The 18,506-nt window shown below is 35.7% G+C and carries 21 protein-coding genes and 1 other annotated feature; of the genes, 1 reads left to right on the top strand and 20 read right to left on the bottom strand.

Translation table 11 applies throughout. The features are described from left to right. The 4 genes from NSQ59_RS09880 to mtnN form a co-directional block, all read right to left on the bottom strand. Complete coding sequence (locus tag NSQ59_RS09880; protein WP_055739198.1) at positions 1–651, bottom strand: efflux RND transporter periplasmic adaptor subunit; 651 nt, start codon at positions 649–651, stop codon at positions 1–3. A 7-nt stretch (positions 652–658) separates the two neighbouring features. Further along, positions 659–1,099 (bottom strand): MarR family winged helix-turn-helix transcriptional regulator, encoded by a 441-nt coding sequence (locus NSQ59_RS09875; protein WP_055739197.1) that lies wholly within the window; start codon positions 1,097–1,099, stop codon positions 659–661. A 179-nt stretch (positions 1,100–1,278) separates the two neighbouring features. Beyond that, the gene (locus tag NSQ59_RS09870; protein WP_055739196.1) at positions 1,279–1,536 is read right to left on the bottom strand and encodes a YrhC family protein; all 258 of its coding nucleotides are present in this window, start codon (positions 1,534–1,536) and stop codon (positions 1,279–1,281) included. Positions 1,537–1,673: 137 nt separating this feature from the next. Then, on the bottom strand, positions 1,674–2,366 hold the full coding sequence (mtnN, locus tag NSQ59_RS09865) for a 5'-methylthioadenosine/S-adenosylhomocysteine nucleosidase (protein ID WP_340830963.1): 693 nt from the start codon (positions 2,364–2,366) through the stop codon (positions 1,674–1,676). A 125-nt stretch (positions 2,367–2,491) separates the two neighbouring features. Here mtnN and NSQ59_RS09860 point away from each other — a divergent pair, with 125 nt between their 5' ends. Next, entirely contained in the window at positions 2,492–2,704 is a 213-nt protein-coding gene (locus NSQ59_RS09860; protein WP_055739194.1) for a YrzA family protein, read from the top strand. 25 nt (positions 2,705–2,729) lie between these two features. Here the strand turns inward: NSQ59_RS09860 and NSQ59_RS09855 are convergent, their stop codons facing one another. From NSQ59_RS09855 to NSQ59_RS09780, 16 genes are all read right to left on the bottom strand, one after another. Beyond that, positions 2,730–3,443: a YrrS family protein gene (locus NSQ59_RS09855; protein WP_055739193.1), complete on the bottom strand. Its 714-nt coding sequence runs from the start codon at positions 3,441–3,443 to the stop codon at positions 2,730–2,732. 274 nt (positions 3,444–3,717) lie between these two features. Continuing rightward, positions 3,718–5,466, bottom strand: a complete 1,749-nt coding sequence (locus NSQ59_RS09850) for a peptidoglycan D,D-transpeptidase FtsI family protein (protein ID WP_340830959.1) — start codon at positions 5,464–5,466, stop codon at positions 3,718–3,720. A gap of 206 nt (positions 5,467–5,672) precedes the next feature. Next, entirely contained in the window at positions 5,673–6,149 is a 477-nt protein-coding gene (gene greA, locus NSQ59_RS09845) for a transcription elongation factor GreA (RefSeq protein ID WP_055739191.1), read from the bottom strand. 208 nt (positions 6,150–6,357) lie between these two features. Continuing rightward, complete coding sequence (udk, locus tag NSQ59_RS09840; protein WP_055739190.1) at positions 6,358–6,993, bottom strand: uridine kinase; 636 nt, start codon at positions 6,991–6,993, stop codon at positions 6,358–6,360. A 52-nt stretch (positions 6,994–7,045) separates the two neighbouring features. Next, positions 7,046–7,681 (bottom strand): O-methyltransferase, encoded by a 636-nt coding sequence (locus NSQ59_RS09835; protein ID WP_126648665.1) that lies wholly within the window; start codon positions 7,679–7,681, stop codon positions 7,046–7,048. Positions 7,682–7,810: 129 nt separating this feature from the next. Next, positions 7,811–8,953, bottom strand: a complete 1,143-nt coding sequence (mltG, locus tag NSQ59_RS09830) for an endolytic transglycosylase MltG (protein ID WP_340830955.1) — start codon at positions 8,951–8,953, stop codon at positions 7,811–7,813. A 240-nt stretch (positions 8,954–9,193) separates the two neighbouring features. Continuing rightward, positions 9,194–9,490, bottom strand: coding sequence for a DUF1292 domain-containing protein (locus NSQ59_RS09825; RefSeq protein ID WP_055739188.1), 297 nt, complete (start codon positions 9,488–9,490; stop codon positions 9,194–9,196). Positions 9,491–9,502: 12 nt separating this feature from the next. Then, positions 9,503–9,919: a Holliday junction resolvase RuvX gene (gene ruvX, locus NSQ59_RS09820; protein ID WP_340830952.1), complete on the bottom strand. Its 417-nt coding sequence runs from the start codon at positions 9,917–9,919 to the stop codon at positions 9,503–9,505. Beyond that, the gene (locus NSQ59_RS09815) at positions 9,920–10,189 is read right to left on the bottom strand and encodes an IreB family regulatory phosphoprotein (RefSeq protein ID WP_055739186.1); all 270 of its coding nucleotides are present in this window, start codon (positions 10,187–10,189) and stop codon (positions 9,920–9,922) included. A 258-nt stretch (positions 10,190–10,447) separates the two neighbouring features. Continuing rightward, positions 10,448–13,081 carry an alanine--tRNA ligase gene (gene alaS, locus NSQ59_RS09810; protein WP_340830950.1) on the bottom strand — a complete coding sequence of 878 codons (2,634 nt, stop codon included), beginning with the start codon at positions 13,079–13,081 and terminating at the stop codon, positions 10,448–10,450. Positions 13,082–13,125: 44 nt separating this feature from the next. Then, positions 13,126–13,341, bottom strand: a binding site (T-box leader). A gap of 53 nt (positions 13,342–13,394) precedes the next feature. Beyond that, positions 13,395–14,468: an AI-2E family transporter gene (locus tag NSQ59_RS09805; protein ID WP_340830948.1), complete on the bottom strand. Its 1,074-nt coding sequence runs from the start codon at positions 14,466–14,468 to the stop codon at positions 13,395–13,397. Between the two features lie 86 nt (positions 14,469–14,554). Continuing rightward, positions 14,555–14,686, bottom strand: a complete 132-nt coding sequence (locus NSQ59_RS09800; protein WP_126648663.1) for a DUF3918 family protein — start codon at positions 14,684–14,686, stop codon at positions 14,555–14,557. 18 nt (positions 14,687–14,704) lie between these two features. Then, the gene (locus NSQ59_RS09795; RefSeq protein ID WP_055739184.1) at positions 14,705–14,893 is read right to left on the bottom strand and encodes a hypothetical protein; all 189 of its coding nucleotides are present in this window, start codon (positions 14,891–14,893) and stop codon (positions 14,705–14,707) included. Continuing rightward, the gene (locus NSQ59_RS09790) at positions 14,865–15,386 is read right to left on the bottom strand and encodes a PRC-barrel domain-containing protein (protein WP_055739183.1); all 522 of its coding nucleotides are present in this window, start codon (positions 15,384–15,386) and stop codon (positions 14,865–14,867) included. The genes NSQ59_RS09795 and NSQ59_RS09790 overlap by 29 nt, the downstream gene beginning before the upstream one ends. A 40-nt stretch (positions 15,387–15,426) precedes the next feature. Beyond that, entirely contained in the window at positions 15,427–17,826 is a 2,400-nt protein-coding gene (gene recD2, locus NSQ59_RS09785) for an SF1B family DNA helicase RecD2 (RefSeq protein ID WP_055739182.1), read from the bottom strand. Between the two features lie 12 nt (positions 17,827–17,838). Beyond that, positions 17,839–18,504, bottom strand: a complete 666-nt coding sequence (locus NSQ59_RS09780) for a tetratricopeptide repeat protein (protein ID WP_340830943.1) — start codon at positions 18,502–18,504, stop codon at positions 17,839–17,841. Between the last annotated feature and the right edge of the window lie 2 nt (positions 18,505–18,506).

Genomic DNA, 18,506 nt, shown 5'->3' with positions numbered 1-18,506 from the left:
CTACTTATGAATTCGCACAGTCACATTCATACCAGGAACTAAATCAAGACCACCATAATTTTCAATAGAAACTTTTACAGGAATGACTTGCACCTCTTTTGTATAGTTACCTGTCGCATTATTGCTTGGTAGTAAAGAAAAAGTGCCTGCTGTTGCTAAACCGATGCTTTGAACTTTACCGCTTAAAGTCGTATTTGGATATGCATCTACATAGATGTCGACATCTTGGCCAATTTTCACATCATTTATATTTGTTTCCTTAATATTTGCTGTTACCCATAAATTGGATAAGTCATAGCTTTGGGCAATTGGAACTCCTGCACCAACATAAGTATTTTTCACAGCTGTAGATTGAACAACAGTTCCGTCTGCAGGAGCAGTAATATCTACTTTTGTAACACCTTTATCACTTACAACATCAACGGAACCCATTTTATCGCCTTTATTAAAGGTGTCTCCAACTTTTCCACCCCAACTTACTAATTTACCTGCTGCAGGTGATGCAATAGATACTTGCTGACCAGCAATTTGTGCATTATCTGTCGATAAATAGGTAACAGATTTATTATAGAAGTAGTAACCTGTAAATCCTCCTCCGACAAGGATAATGAGTAAGATCACATTAATTAAAATCATACGTCTTGCATTCATAGATGAATTATTCCTCCTTAATAGTCAATGTTTCTAAAATCCGCTCATGTAATTGAAGTAATTTTTGAATCTCATCCTGCGGAAATTGTTGAATTTGATTTAACTTTTCAATCAAAATAGAATCAGATTCAAACAACTTAGTAATTTTCTCTTCACCTTCTGGGGTAAGTTGCAAAGTTACAGCTCTACGGTCATGTGAAGATGTTACCCTATCGACCAGTTTTTGATTCACCAGTCGGTCAATTACACCACTTACAGTACTATTCGTGAGCCGCATATTTTCAGCTAATTCTCTCAATCCAATGTTGGGATGATTTTGGATTTTATATAATGTCTTTAACTGAACATCTGTGACCCCTATCGATTCAGCATCTTTTTTTAAAAGTCTATAAATAGCTTTATTTATTTTTGTAAATGATTCGATGACTTCATTATTAAGAAGCTTCATTTCCCCCCTCCTCACCCAGTTCGTTCTTATCCAAATATTTCGCATGCGAATTAAGTTAACGAAATATATAATAACATACTCTTCTATTAGTATGTCAAGAAGAAACTATTATATGAAAAAAATAAAAGCGTCTTCATGTTTCAAGCATTTTAGACAAAAAAAATAACGTTTTGACAACGTTATTTTTTTTGCAGATATTCTTGTCCCTCTTCCGATTCCAACAATATATTTCGACATTTATTTGAGTATAAAAAGCATAAAGCAGAAAGAATGATCAGTACTAAGGTTCCACCTATTAACGAATAAGTTTTCACTAATGTTTTTCCAGCTATCGGCATGACCGCACCTAAATATAAAAAGGCTGTTAATGCCAATAAAGTAAAACCAAATCTTTTAAAATCATTCATCTTTTCAAATAAATTTTTTTCTTTATTCACATTTACACACCTTACTTTCCCTATGAATCTATATCTCTACTTTAACATAGAATAGTAAGGGAAATTGTATGTAAATAAAGGGATGAGTGGAAAAATGGTGTAAAAAGGCACTTTTCCAGACATCTTACAATTTCTTCTTAAAGTTTTGAAACAATATCCATTACCATGTTTGCCGAATGCAGGGCAGCTTTTTCAAGGAATTGGTCAAATGAAATATTTGATTCTTGTCCTGCAATATCAGATAATGCACGGATTATGACAAAAGGTATGTTAAATTGATAGGCAACCTGCGCAATAGCAGCGGCTTCCATTTCTACCGCTTGCAAGTCTTGAAATTTATGACGAATAGATTCTACTCTTGCGGGGTCGCTCATAAAGGAATCTCCTGTAGCAATAAGTCCTTTTACGACTTGAATATCATTTATTCTATTTGCACAATCCTCTGCAATTTTTATCAATTTTTCGTCTGCAATAAAAGCAGGGGGCATTTGCGGAACTTGTCCATACTCATATCCAAAAGCTGTAACATCTACATCATGATGACGAACTTCGCTGGAAATCACAATATCTCCTACATGAAGATTAGGATCAAATCCACCGGCAGACCCTGTATTGATCACGACATTTGGTTGATATTCCTGTAAGAGAATCGAAGTAGACATTGCGGCATTTACCTTCCCAATTCCTGATCGAAGAAGGACAACATCCTTATCTTTCATTGTACCGGAAATAAATTCATATCCCGCAATCGTTTGAAGCTTAGGGTTCTCAATATTCTCCCTTAATAATGCTACTTCTTCTTCCATTGCTCCAATTATAGCTGCTTTCATTTCATTACCTCTTTCTTATCAAAAATCAATACTTTCATTATTATAAAACAAATAGAGGGGAAAACATACTGTGAATCCTTGAATCGTTTCTTTAGGAAAGCTAAAATATCTTTGGAGGGATTAGTATGAACTTTCAATTAGATATGATAGAAGATAAAATTGAATTTTTTGAAGGAACTAATTTGGATACGATAGAAAAGCAAATAAATGAAAAAATTGATCAAAATAAAGCCATTATGCTTGAAGTTGCCTCTGTTTCTCATCAAATGCATGTGGATGGATCCGGAAGAAGATTTTATTCTGCAGTAGTTCATTTTAAGCTAAAAAAAGGATATTAATTCAGAGAATTAATATCCTTTTTTCTTATTGCCTATCATTATGTTCTAATTCTTCCACTTTAGAAGGTTTCCAGCCTTGGCCATCTACCCATTCAAGATATACACGATAAGCTTTTTTGTTTTTCTTAGAAGTAATTGTTCCGATCACCGAAGAGTCAGAACCACTACGTGACATATACCAGATTGTTATTTGATCAGTTGGTATTCCAGTTGCATAAGATAATGCTTTTTCTTTTTCCTTCCAATCAGTAGAATTGGAATCAGATGAATACTGATGTCCTCCTGTTTGACTTGTCCCAACAGGTTTCCAGTTAGGATTAACATATGTTTTTTTCACATTTCCGTCATTGCCTTCATTTGCAACAACATCGGAATTATTTAAACTGGTATCGCCATTTTCATTAGTAGAAGAATTATCCGATTGATTATCATCGGTTGCATTTCCTGACTGGTCATTGTTATCGTTGACTGTACCTGTACTGTTGTCGTTATTGCCATTATTTTGATTATCTTTTTCATTTTTCGATGTATTTTTTGTTTTGTCTTGTGTATGTGTCGTATTTGCAGGTGCAGTGTTTTTATTGTCATTTTTTCCACCGCCTAAAAAAATCGTACACGCCACAATGACGATTAACAATATTACGATGACAATTAATGAATTTAAAATGATATTTGTTTTTCGGCGTTTTGCTCTTTGTAATGAGCGAGATCGGTTTGGATGATTATAATCATTTGCCATCTTTCAACCCTCCCTTTTCCAAAGAGGCTGTTTTCGTATAAATTGTTGCTTTCGTGCTTAGATAAACTTCTCATAAGGCATAGCTTCGGGGCATCTTTTCTTAACAAGGACTACCCATTCTAAAGGAATAAAAAAATTTATGAGATTTACGATTAGAAAAACAACAAAGTTATAGAAAAGAGCCTTCAATGACATTATCATAACATGAGTTTAACATTGAGAAAAGGTTATATCACACGAAAGATGCTTGCTCCCCCATTCTACCTATGAAGGTTTACTTATGATCTTCCTCATATAATAAACTTACTATATCTGCAAAAAGAGAATTGACACCCCCCTCATTTTCTGGAACACCTAAATTAACCGTCACTAATGAATACTTCGGTTGCTGAAAAGGAAAATATCCTGCAAACCATTTATTATGAAGCTGTTGATCCCCTTTAAATATTCCGGTTTCAGCAGTACCGGATTTACCTGCAACTTCATAAGGAAGATTTCCGAACCATCTACCAGTACCATTTTCGCTTGTAACAACATGCCTTAACATTTTCTGAAGCTTTAAAGCAGTTACTCTTGATATAATTTCACCTTCCAATTTCTTTTGCGGAAAGTGAACAAGAGTAGTTCCATCCCTATATTTCAATGCAGAAACTGCCCTGACCATCTCTTTTTGGCCACCTCTTGCTATCGTTGCCATCATATTTGCAACGCCTAATGGAGTTACTCTTACTTCTTGTTGGCCAATTCCTGTTTGTGCAACTAAATTACCATCCTTTTTACTCTCTGAATCGGCAAATACCCTACCTTTATCCTCTTGCAGCTGATGAAAGTCTTCAAGATGGTATACATCGCCATGCCAGCTAATTTGGCCAGTTAAACCTAATCTTTTTGCGTATTCTTCTAAAAGACTAGGGTTTTTATCTTTAAGCCTTTTTGCTAAATCACCAAAGGTGCGATTACAACTTTGTGAAAAGCTTTCATCAAAATTTAATTCACCTAGCTTGCGTTTATCAGGTTTCCCGTACATATTTTCACTGCAATGAAATAGCTCATCATCGCGCACAGCATCATTCTCAATGGTAGCAGCAGCTGTAACCGCCTTAAAAACGGACCCTGGAATGTGAGCAGTTGTCATCATGTTTGTTGCAGCATCATTTGCAAACGGATGGCTTGGGTCCATAGCGGGTCTCGATACACTTGCTAGAACTGAATTATTCTTTATATCCAAAAGAATAACTCCGCCTTTTTTAATGTAATATTTGTCCACCAAATGTTCTATTTTCGCTTGTAAATTTTTATCAATCGTAGTTTGGACATTTACTGGGTAGTAAGGATTTCCAGATCCAGAATACTTAACATCAACCCCAAAAAGCGGCTCACCCAATGCATCAACATGATAAATAAGCTTTGACTCGCCTTCCGGCAACAAGAACTCATCGAATTGCTTTTGCAAGCCTGTTATCCCTATTTTTACGTTTTGCATTCCCTTTTTATCAGGATATCTTTTTAAAAAGGTTTCTGCCTGTTCTCCTACGATTCCAATGAGCTGTGCAGCTGAATTGTTATTATTTGGTGATCGTTTATTAACAGCAAAGACACCGGGAATTTTCAAGTTATTGATTGATTTCATTTGTTCCTCATTTAAGATATAGGGTTCTTTTCCTCCAAAAACAAAAGGTTCTTTTGCGTTTTCGATTTCTGTTTGCAAACGGTTGATAGGAATATTTAATATGTCCGCTAATTTACTTTCATTCCATTTTGAATTCTTTAAAAATGGAAATAAAATTAGAACTGGTTTTTCCAAATAAGTTAAAGGCTTTCCGGAGCGGTCAAGAAACTGCCCTCTTCCATCATCAATAACAATTTCCTGTGTTCTTTGAGCTACACTTTCTTTTAGTAAATTAATATGATGATTTGAGTAGGATTCTGTATTTAATAATTGAATTTGTACAAGTCTTGCAATTAAAGTTGAAATCATTAGGAGGATAAGTGTTGCTAAAAAATAATAACGTTTAATCCGCATTTTAACACCAACTTTATAAGCGATTTCATTACTTCCGCTATCCCTACCATTATTGGCCAGTTTTGATGTTTAAAATACATAAGAAAGCTTGCGCTAGACCGAAACTTAACTGTTAGATAATTTATATGATAAAAAACTTATACATTCTAAATTCAAAAAAACATCGATATTCACATGAAGTGAACATCGATGTTTTCATTTAAGCATTATTTTACAGAAATGATTCTTACCTTCATTTCTCCGCCTGGAGTTTGGACCGTTACTTCCTCGTCTACTTTTTTTCCTAATAAGCTTTTTGCAATTGGAGAATCATTGGAGATTTTCCCTTCAAACGGATCCGCTTCCGCACTACCAACAATGGAATAAGTTTCTTCATCACCATCAGGTAATTCAATAAAGGTTACTGTTTTCCCAAGTGTGACAGTATCTGAATTACTTCCGTCATCTTCAATAATCTTCGCGTTACGAATCATATTTTCTAACGTTGTAATTCGACCTTCAACAAAAGCCTGTTCTTCTTTTGCGGAATCGTATTCTGAGTTTTCGGAAAGGTCACCGAAACTTCTAGCGATTTTTATACGTTCAACAACTTCTTTTCGTTTAACCGTTTTCAAATATTCAAGTTCTTGTTCTAATTTTTCTTTTCCAGCTTGGGTCATTGGAAATACTTTTTCTGTAGCCATATCCCTTCACTCCTATTAATTCTATTTGTTGTTTTATGTAGAAAAAATCTAGAGATTAAATAGTACATCTCTGATAAAGGTGGAAATTTCTACACACCAGATGGTGTTTCATCAATTCACCATCAGTAATTAAATATAATACATCATAGCGCGACCTTTAGAAATGTCGCGCCTAACTGAGTATATAATTATTTTATAAATAATCGTATTACAAAAATGACTTTTGTTCAAGAATTGTTTGAATTTTAGTATTTACCAAATCAATGGCAACGACGTTTTGCCCGCCTTCAGGAATGATGACATCAGCATATCGTTTTGTCGGCTCGATAAATTGATTATGCATCGGTCTTACTACATTTATATATTGATCAATAACAGAGTCCATTGTTCTCCCGCGATCCTCAATGTCTCGGAGCAGACGCCTGATAATTCGTAAATCAGCATCTGTATCAACAAAAAGTTTTATATCCATTAAATTGCGCAATCTTTCATCTTCTAATACTAAAATTCCTTCTAAAATGATGACATCCTTTGCCTCCACATGAATCTTTTTATCAGAACGTGTATGCCTTGTATAATCATACACTGGTTTTTCAATGGATTCATAATTCAACAGTTTTTGTATATGTTCGATTAATAAGTCGTTATCAAAAGCAAGTGGATGATCATAATTTGTCTTCAATCGGTCTTCAAAAGGCAAGTGACTTTGGTCTTTATAATAATAGTCTTGTTCTAAAACTAAAATGGAATGACCTTTAAACTGATCATATATCGCGTTTGTTACGCTTGTTTTTCCCGATCCTGAGCCACCTGCTACCCCGATAACTGCTGGCTTGCGTACCATCTAAATAGAACTCCCTTCAATCTGTCTAACCACTAAAATTTCATTTACTAATTTACCTCTTTTTGCTGATTGCAAGTCCATCACCGACTGGAATAATCGATGTAATGTACTCATTATGGTTCATTAGCCATTCATTATAATTTTTTATTTTATTGACTAAATTTCTTGTTCTTTTACTTTCAATATATTCTTCTACAACAAGGCCTTTAAATAACACATTATCCGTAAATATAATTCCGTTTTCAGATAGATATGGTGTGTACATTTCAAAAAATTTAAGATACTGACCCTTTGCTGCATCAATAAATAATGCATCGAATGGACCATAATCCTTCATTTTGTCACTTATTTCTAATGCATCAGCATGGATAACTTTAATTTGTCGGTCCAAACCAGAACGGCTAATATTATGAATTGCTTCATTAAAGCGCTCTGTGTCTCTCTCAATCGTCACAATAGTTGTATTAGGCAATGCATCTGCCATCCTCATTGCAGAATAACCTATCGCAGTTCCAATTTCAAGAATTTTTGCAGGACCCTGGATTCTTAACATTTGCAGCAATGCTTCAATTCCTGAAAGTTCCATAATAGGAACATCATGTTCTAATGCATATTGCTCCATTTCTGCAAATATCGGCTCTCTCTTTTTAATTAAAGATTCAATATAGGTATGTATTCTATCTTGCATATTATGCCTCCATTACAAAGAAAGTAGAAAGCTAAGTGACTTAGCTTTCTACTAAAGCACGAATATCGCCCATTTAATAACCGTTTATTATATTAGCATATTTTCAAATGGAAAGCGAATTTTTGTCTCTTATTTTTGGCTAGTAATATATTTAGCCTTTAATTGATTATGTTCTGCTAAAGTAGCGGAGAAATACACTTTTCCTGTTTTGGAAGCAGCCAAGAAATATAAATAATTGGTTTTCGCAGGATGGATTGCAGCTTCAATCGATAATTCCCCTGCATTGGATATCGGGCTCGGCGGCAGCCCTTTAATTTTATAAGTATTGTACGGTGAATTTACTTCTAAATCCTTATAAGTAACTCTATCCTTATGCTTATTTAAAGAATAAAGGACAGTTGGGTCTGTTTGCAGCGGCATTCCAACCTTTAAGCGATTATAAAACACACTTGAAATTTTATGCCTGTCCGCCTTGCTTGTCGCCTCCTCTTCAATTAATGAAGCCATTATCAGCATTTTTTGAGGGGTTAAATTCTGCTTACTCAAATCGTCCTGATACTTTTTAATTTCGATATTTGTTTTATCCAACATTTTCATGATGATGGAATCAAGGGATGGCTTCTTTTCATAAAAATAATAAGTGGCCGGAAATAAGTATCCTTCTAATGGATGCTTCACTTCTGGAGTTAGTATATCCTTCGATAACATTTTCGGGTATTGTTTCATCAGTTTCGTTACGAATTTTTTATCATCCAAATGCTTCATTATTTCAACATTTTTATACGGAGTATTTTTGGCAATGATTGTCGCAATTTCCGTTAATTGTATTCCTTCCGGTACTGTTATTTTTACTTCTGCGTTCTTAGCTACCTTCCCTGTCTTTAAGTATTTAATGATTTGATCTAAGGTCATAGAGGGAGATAACCCGTATGTACCAGCTTGGAATCCTGTTTCATTATTAAACTTTACATAATATTTAAAAATAAAGCCATTTTTTATAATGCCTTTATCCTCTAAAAGGCTTCCAATGGATGAAACACTGGAGCCAATCGGTATCTCAACTTTTTTTAATTGATGATTTTTGGGATTGGCGGGTTTTAAAGCAGATTGAACATATAAATAACCCGCCAATACTAGGCACCCAATGATGATAATAATAGAAAGACTGATGATCCCTACAATCTTTCTAATCGTTTTTGCTTCCGATTGTCGAGCTAATAGCTTTTGCATCGAATCATTGGAAGATTTTCCATTATGCTGATTATCCGTCAAATAACTTGCACTCCTTTACATTTAAAGCATTCCATTGATGCGTATGAATAATTTATTATTTATTATTTTTCCCACATTTCATAACCATTCCTAATAGTTATTTTTCCTGTACATTATACTACATATTTCGGCAAATTCGATTTATTTTATAAAAATGACAGAAAAACAAAATCTTTTGCTGAAAAAAGTCATGAAAAAACCGACCCAGCAATAATACCAGGTCGGCTTCCCATTTATTTATTATTCTTCCTCTTCTTCATCAAGAAATGTATTCAACATTTCTTCAATCATATCCCATTCTTCATCCGTTTCAATTGGTTGAAGATCTCCTTCTGTACCATCTTCGTGTTGTACATAAGAAGAAGCATGGATTTCAATTTCTTCGTTATCGTCTTCTTCAGCACCTACTGGATAATATAGGACATATGATTTTCCAAAGTCCTCAGAATCGAATGTAAATAATACTTCAAATAATTGTTCATTTCCGTTTTCATCTACTACTGTAATATGTTGATGTTCTTCATGTTCATGTGCCATTTTTTCACCTCATTATAATTGGCTGTCAAGAAACCCTTGCAAAATCATGACTGCAGCCATTTTATCAATTACTTTTTTCCGTTTTTTCCTACTAACATCAGCTTCCAATAAAACTCGTTCAGCGGCCATCGTACTCATTCGTTCATCCCACATAATAACAGGCAGACCAAGAAGTTCTTTTAATTTTTCTGCATAAGACAAGGATGCTTCTCCTCTTGGTCCTACCGTATTATTCATGTTTTTCGGAAAACCGACAACAATTTTTTCAATTTTGTATTTGCCCGCCAGTTCTTTTACTCGTTCGAAACCAAATTTCCCTTTATCTTCATCAATGGAAATCGTTTCAATGCCTTGTGCTGTCCAACCCAGTTCATCACTTATTGCAACACCAACTGTTTTGGATCCAACGTCCAGACCCATTATTCTCAATTAATATCCCTCACGATGCTGTTTTAAATACGATTTAACTAATTCTTCGATGATTTCATCTCGTTCAAGCTTGCGAATAATGTTTCTAGCATCATAATGTCTTGGAATGTATGCAGGATCTCCGGAAAGCAAGTAACCGACAATTTGATTAATCGGATTATACCCTTTTTCTTGAAGCGCCTCATATACTTGCAACAGCACTTCCTTCACATCATGTTCAAAAGGTTCCTCCGAAAAGTTAAATCGCATGGTTTTGTCAAAAGAGCTCATTATACAGCACCTCACTTTAAGGCTTGTCTATTTCTTTGGCTATTCTCGTATAAATTTGTGTTTTTCGTAATTTGTTTTAAATCCTAATTAGACTTTGCCCCTGGGCATCTTTTCTTAAAAAGGATACCTATTCTTAAGGCGAATGAAGACGTTTATAGGATTTTCTTTTACATAAGCAACAAAGTTTAAGAAAAGAGCCATTCTAAACAAAATCCTTATTCAAACTTTATTTCCATTGTACACCACTTTTTATACGATTCAAATGGATTTTATCCATTCTTCCACATATTGAAGTGCAGAATCGAGTTTTTCAGGATCTTTTCCACCAGCTTGTGCTAAATCTGGACGACCGCCGCCACCGCCGCCACAGCGTACAGCAACCTCTTTGACTAGCTTACCTGCATGAAATCCTTTTTCTACTAAATCCTTTGTGACACCTGCAATGATATTTACTTTATCATCTTGCACAGTTCCAAGTACAACAATACCTGAACCTAGTTTTTCTTTCAACTCATCGACCATATTTCGCAGATTATTTGCATCCTGAGCTTGAACTTTACTTGCAATAAGCTTAATACCATCTATTTCGATTGCTGATTCTGAAAGATTTCCAGCCTCAATATTGGAAAGCTTAGCTGAAAGAGATTCATTTTCTCTTTGTAATTCTTTTATTTCCGTTTGGACATTTTCAATTCTAGTTAAAATATCCTTTGAATTAGTTTTGAGTATTTCAGCAGCTTGATTCAATCGTAGAATTTGCTCATTCATTAAATGGTATGCTGCTTCACCTGTCACCGCTTCGATTCGTCGTGTTCCTGCACCAATACCGCTTTCCGAAACAATTTTAAATATACCAATTGTGGATGTATTCGGAACATGGCAGCCACCGCAAAGTTCTAAGCTGTAATCACCCATCGAAACTACTCGAACAATATCACCATACTTTTCGCCAAATAATGCCATAGCCCCCATTGCTTTTGCTTCATTGATGTTTTTCAAGTCAATGTTTACCGGCAGGCTTGCCCAGATTTTTTCATTGACTATTTCCTCAATTTTTACAAGTTCATCTGGCGTAATTTGTCCGAAATGAGAAAAGTCAAAGCGAAGTCGGCTTGGTTCTACCAAAGATCCAGCCTGATTAACATGTGTACCAAGGACATCCTTTAATGCCTGATGCAATAAATGGGTTGCGGAGTGATTCTTAATAATTTTATTTCGGTTTATACGATTTACTTCTGCAAAAACCTCTTGATCCAATGTTAAGCTGCCTTGTTCTACAATAGCACGATGTAAATTCTGACCGTTTGGAGCTTTTTGAACATCCTTGACTATTACGCTTAATCCTTCGGCTGTTAAAGTTCCTCCGTCCGCTACTTGACCTCCACTTTCTGCATAGAATGGGGTTTGATCCAATATAAATTGGATTTCGTCTCCGGATTTCGCTTCAGTAACTAGTTCGCCGTCTTTTACAATTGCTACTACTTTAGCATTTGTTTCTAAGGTTTGATAACCCACGAATTCACTATCGACTTTAATTTCTCCTAAAATACCGCCTTGAACCTGCATGGAACCAACATCTTGACGAGCTTTACGAGCACGCTCTCTTTGATTTTCCATTTCCGCTTCAAAGCCTTCGTGATCCACCTTCATGCCTTCTTCTTCTGCATATTCTTCGGTAAGCTCGACTGGGAATCCATATGTGTCATATAAGCGGAAAACATCCGCACCCGAAATCGTATCTTTGCCTTCATCTTTTGCTTTTTTCATAACGGAAGACAAAATAGACAAACCTTCATGCAGTGTTTCATGGAAACGCTCTTCCTCATTTTTGATTACTTTTTGAATAAACTCCGTTTTTTCCTTTACTTGAGGGTAATAATCAACCATTATTTCTGCTACTACAGGAACTAATTTATACATAAATGGTTCCCCGATATTGATGGTTTTTGCATATCTCACTGCTCTGCGAAGCAAACGTCTTAAAACATAGCCACGGCCTTCATTTGAAGGAAGCGCACCATCACTAACAGCAAATGCAACCGTTCGAATGTGATCAGCAATAACCTTAAAAGCAGTATCTAATGTTTTATCTTTTCCATATGTTTCTCCGGAAATTTTTTCAGTTTCTTTGATAATCGGCATAAAGAGGTCTGTATCAAAATTAGTAGGAACATCCTGAACAACAGATGCCATTCTTTCTAAGCCCATACCTGTATCAATGTTTTTCTTAGGGAGAGGTGTATAAGTACCGTCTGGATTATGATTAAATTGAGAAAACACAAGATTCCAAACCTCTAAATACCTTTCATTTTCTCCACCTGGATATAATTCTGGATCATTTTCATCGTCGCCATATTCAGGACCGCGATCATAGAATATTTCTGTATTTGGTCCGCTTGGTCCTTCGCCGATATCCCAGAAGTTCTCCTCTAAACGGATAATTCTTCCCTCCGGTATACCGATTTTTTTATTCCATAATTCAAATGCTTCATCATCCTCAGGATGAATCGTTACGGATAATTTTTCTGGCTCAAAGCCAATCCATTCAGGACTGGTTAAAAACTCCCAAGCCCAGGTAATAGCCTCTTCCTTAAAATAATCCCCAATAGAGAAATTCCCCATCATTTCGAAAAATGTATGGTGGCGAGCAGTTTTTCCAACATTTTCAATGTCATTCGTACGAATCGCTTTTTGTGCATTTACGATTCTTGGATTTTCCGGAATCACACGACCATCAAAATATTTCTTTAATGTTGCGACACCACTATTTATCCAAAGCAATGAAGGATCTTCATGTGGAATAAGCGATGCACTTGGCTCAACCTTATGACCTTTTTCTTGAAAAAAGTCTAAAAACATTTGACGAATTTGAGCACCTGTTAGTTTTTTCATATTAATACCTCCTTAAAAAATAAAAAAATCCCCCATCCCTGGTATGCAGGGACGAGAGATTTACTCGCGGTACCACCCTGATTTTAGACAATCAAAAAGACAATCTAACTCTTGGGTGCCTGTAACGTGGCAAGACGGCAGTATTTTAGCTGCACTCCAGATTAGCCTTCTGTTATCCTTCATCTGGAATTTCTCTCAGCCTCGGAAATTCCTCTCTTCTTAGATGGACTATAACATACTCGATCTTTCAATGATTTTTACATATAAATAGTATATATAGTCGAATTATAAAAAGTTACAGGCCATTTGTCAATTATTCATGTGATGATTTTGTTACAAAATGATATTTTGCATGAATAATCGCTACTTTAATGATAGCTAAGACAGGAACTGCTAAAATTAAGCCAAGAATGCCGCCTATTTCCTCACCTACAATTAATGCTAAAATGATGAAAAGCGGATGCAAATGCAAGGATTTTCCAACAATGAGGGGAGACAGAACATTCCCTTCAAGAAATTGTAAAACAAACATGATGATAACCACATAAATTAAATGTTTAGTTGAAATGGTCATAGCAATAATAGCCGCGGGAATCGCCCCAATAATCGGTCCGAAATAAGGAATTATATTGGTTAATCCAATAATCAAGCCTAATAATACTGGGTAATGAATCCCCAATAACCAGAAAGCTATAGTCGATATGGATCCAATAAAAAAACAAACCAATAACTGTCCACGAATATAACCACCAATAGATTTGTCAACATCTTTCAAAAATGAAACGGCCTGTTTTCTCCATTTACTAGGAGTGATATACCATGCTGATCTTTTAACTGATTCAATATCCTTCAAAAAATAGAAAGAAATAAACGGAATAATCGCAAGTACAAATATAAAATTCACTAATTTCATTATCGTATTCATTACTTTTATCAAATATTGATTCAGCCATAACTCAAAGTGATCAATACGCTTATCTATTTGATTTTGAATTCCATCTGGCCACCTCGAAGTGGAATCATGCACTTGTTGGATCCAATTGCGGTATTGATTTGCAAACTCTGGTAAATGATCCGATAAATCCTTGATTTGTTCAATTAATAATGGTACACCTAAATAGATTCCGTAACAAATGCCTCCAAAAAAAATGATATAAATGATGGAAATAGCAAGAGCTCTATGCATTCCTTTATCATGAAGCCATTCCACTACTGGATGAAGCAGATAAGTTATAAATCCCCCTATTAAAAAAGGAATTAGAGACATGAACAAGACCTTCAGTATCGAGGACCAAAGAGGTTTTAACAATAATAATACATATAAAATGATAAAAATCAGTAAGATGATACCAAGTTTATAAAACCAATTCCCACTGGATAGTTTCACATCTATCACTCCTTTTACTAGTATTTGTAAAAGAAGTGAATTTATCCATTAGAAAAAGCTGCCTCATACTGAGACAGCTTCAACCGTTATCTAAACGCTTTTCGCAAGCGTTTTGTCATTTTTCGCATTTGTTTTCCGTTAAATCCTTGACGCTGCGAATAAGCTGCAGCTGCAATACCTGCTCCAAAGCCTAGCAAGGAAACAATCGTTTTGTTCAAAACTATGCACCCTTTCCATTAGCTTAGTTTTCTTGAATCCTCATCGAATAAATCATCTAAAGAACTTAATGATCCATCTTCTTCCACCTGATGGGTATATATCATCTCTTTGTTAACAGATAATTCAATAAAGCAATTCCAGCAATAGTATTGGTTGATACCAATTTTTCCAAGATCTTTACTTTGGCAATTGGGGCACTTCATCATAGGTAATATCTCCACCTCGTAATGGTTTTTCAGTCACGATGATGGCATCCTTCCCAAATTTCGGAGGATGAGCTGAATGAATAAATCGCTTACCTTCCAACATATCGGAAAAAAAGCCATCCGTTAGCTCGTATCCTATGATTGTGCCCACTTCCTCTTGAAAATATACGTCCTCTAATAATCCTAGCTCCTCACCATTGCCTGAAATCATAAATTTAAGTGCAATTGGTTGGAAATGGCACATGGAATACTCATTATGTGCCTCTTTGTATTTCCTCAATTGCCCATCTTTCTGAAGTACAATAACATGCGGCCCATATGCTTGAACCTGATCCATTGGTACACTGTACAGATTATGAAAAAAACCTTTCCCTTTTACAATCAAGGATTTTACTTTTCCTTCATCCGTTATACAGATATCACATACTTCCCCGACGCAGCTCCCATCACAGTCATAAACCGACATGTTCTTCAGAAGAGAATATGTTCGCAAAAAGCATCCCCTACCTTTTCGAACATTTATATTTTACGACTTAAACCATAAAATCATAAGGTGTAACGTTTTCCATGCCAATCATTGGGTCGATAGTTAGAAGCGTATCCTCCGTTAAAATAAATTGATCAGACTTTTGTGAAGGGTCTTGGGTGGAATAATCATGGAGCAAACGTAATTTTTCATACAGAGTTGTCTTTCTCTGCCCGTCATCCTCCCGTTCCACTCCAAGACGAAATGCTTCTTCTTCACCGCATAAAATCAGAAATTGCTTACTTCTTGTAATCGCTGTGTATAATAAATTCCTGCGCAGCATCCGGTAATAGCTTTTGACAACAGGTAAAATAACGATTGGAAATTCACTGCCTTGCGATTTATGAATGGAACAACAAAAAGCATGAGTAAATTGATTAAAATCCTGTCTGGTATACGTAACCTCTGTTCCATCAAAGGAAATAATAATCATGTCTTGTTTTTCTGTATTTTCCTTCGCGTAAAAAATAGAAATAATTTCTCCGATGTCTCCGTTAAACACATGTTGTTCCGGCTGATTAACAAGTTGAAGCACCTTATCTCCGATTCGGTATTTCACATCCCCAAAAGTAAGCTCTTTCCGATTTTTATTCTCATTAGGATTTAAAATTTCTTGAAGCATTTCATTTAGCCGATCAATTCCTGCAGGTCCTCGATACATCGGTGCTAAAATTTGAATATCCTTCGCTAAATATCCTTTTCTTTTTGCACTTAAAACAACTTTTTCCACTACTTCTGGGATTTGTTGTGTAGTACATCTTATGAAGGAGCGATCATTATACTGCTTCGAAAGGTTCTGCGGCATTCGTCCGTTTTTGATTTCGTGTGCTAATTCAATAATGGATGAACCGTCTGCTTGTCTATATATATCCGTCAATCTTACGGTAGGAATTACTTCAGAACGCAATAGGTCTTTAAGTACAACCCCTGGTCCGACAGACGGAAGCTGATCTTCGTCACCAACAAATATTACTTGAATATGGTCTGGCAGTGCCTTTAACAATTGATGGGCGAGCCATGTATCTACCATCGACATTTCATCTATTATAAGGAATTTACCATCTACTTTTCGATCATCGTCAACATCCATCCCCTCTTGCCCTGTCATCCCTAACAGGCGATGGATGGTCATTGCAGGAAGCCCCGTGGATTCTGACATTCGCTTGGCTGCTCTTCCAGTTGGTGCTGCTAAAAGGATAGGGAATGGATTATCCTTACTATAGTCCTTAGGATTTAAAGAACATCCGTGCAATTCTGAGTATAGCTCGACGATTCCTTTAATTACTGTCGTTTTTCCTGTGCCAGGTCCTCCTGTCAAAATCATCATTGGCGACATTAATGCTGTTTGAATAGCCTCTTTTTGTGATGGAGCATATTGCACATTAATGCGTTCTTCTAATTTTCCAAGGGCCAGCAGAAATTCAGATTCCGGAAATTGATCCTTATATTCTTCCTGCGCTAAAATTCGTTGGATGTTTGTAACAATCCCTTTTTCGGAGAAATAAAGGGAAGGAAGATAAATTCTTTTCTGATCAATTACTAATTTGCTTTCTTCCTCCATTTTAATCAATTCCGTTGAGATTTCTGTAAATTCAATTTCACAAGCTTGATGATATTCAAGCAGTTTTTTCACTTTAGGCAATAATTCTTCTGCATCAACATAAACATTTCCATTTTGCAGACATTCTATTTCTACCGTGTATTTAATACCGGCTTTAATTCGGTCAGGATGATTGCCAGTAATTCCAAGTGCTTTTCCAAGCTCATCTGCTCTCCCAAAACCAACTCCTTCAATATCCTCCACTAATCGGTATGGATTTTGCCGAATAATTTCTAAAGTCTGCTCCTTATATACCTGATAAATTTTCATGGAGATTTGCGGGCCAAAGCCGTATTGATTAAGTCCAATCATTACCTGTTCCAAGCCTTGGTGCTCCATTAATTTATCATAAAGCAGTTTTGCTTTTTCGGGGGGAAGCTTAGGCACTTTATCGAGTAATGATGGTTGTTCTAATATTTTTGTTATAGCATTTTCACCTAGTTCATCCACGATACGCTCTGCTGTTTTTTTGCCAATTCCGTTAAAAAGCTCACTGGAAAGATATCCGACAATTCCCTGTTTTGTATGTGGAATTTCTTTTTTAAAGTGCTTTGCATTATATTGAAGACCAAATTTCGGATGCTCTTGAAAAGCACCGTAGAAAATATATGTTTCTTGTTCATGCATTTTAGGGAAATATCCGGTGATAATAGCTTCTTTATCAGCACTATCCTCATTTGTTTCATCCACCTTGATGCGAATGACTGAATACAGGTTTTGCTCGTTATGAAAAATGGTCACCAGATGTCTGCCTTTTATGAACTTCTCCTCATCTTCAAATAAATTCATTGAATTTTGCCGTTCCAAGTAAAATCCCCCTTAATGCGGGTCTTTCATTTTTTCTATCATTTTCAAACCGTAACCTGCAAGCATATGATCAGGTTGAATTTCTAATGCTTTTGTGAAATAATCCAATGCTTGATTTGGCTTATCATAAATTCCTAAATAGGCAACCCCTAAATTATAATAGGCATCCGCATGGTTCGGGTCACTTGCGACAACCTTTTCAAATTGTTTCGTTGCCTCATCGTAGATTTCACACTTGGCTAAAGCAAGTCCATATTGAAAGCGAGCTTCCACATCGTCTTCATTTAATTCAACACTTCTTTGTAAATATGGAATAGCAAGGCGTACATTTTCAAGGTTAATAAAACACATGCCAAGCATATAATAAACATCATTTGTTTGAAGACCATATTTGATTGCCTTTTCAAATTGCCCCGCTGCCTCCGAGAATTGATTTAGATTAAAGTACAAATTTCCTAAACAATAATAAGCAGCTGATGCTTTTTCATCCAGCTCAATGGCTTTTTGATAAAAGTTTATAGCACGATCATTTTCTCCCACAGCCGTTAGGACATTTCCAAAATTAATATATGCCACTGGATCTTTCGGATTCTCTTCAATCGCTTCACTAAAAAATTTAATTGCATCCTCATATTTTCCCGCTTGTAAGCTTTCAATACCTTGTTTATTCTTATCCATCT

The organism is Margalitia sp. FSL K6-0131 (assembly GCF_038008735.1).
Taxonomy (GTDB): Bacteria; Bacillota; Bacilli; order Bacillales; family Bacillaceae_C; genus Margalitia; species Margalitia shackletonii.
The sequence above is the reverse complement of the archived record's forward strand: the minus strand, read 5'-3'. Positions and strand labels throughout refer to the sequence as shown.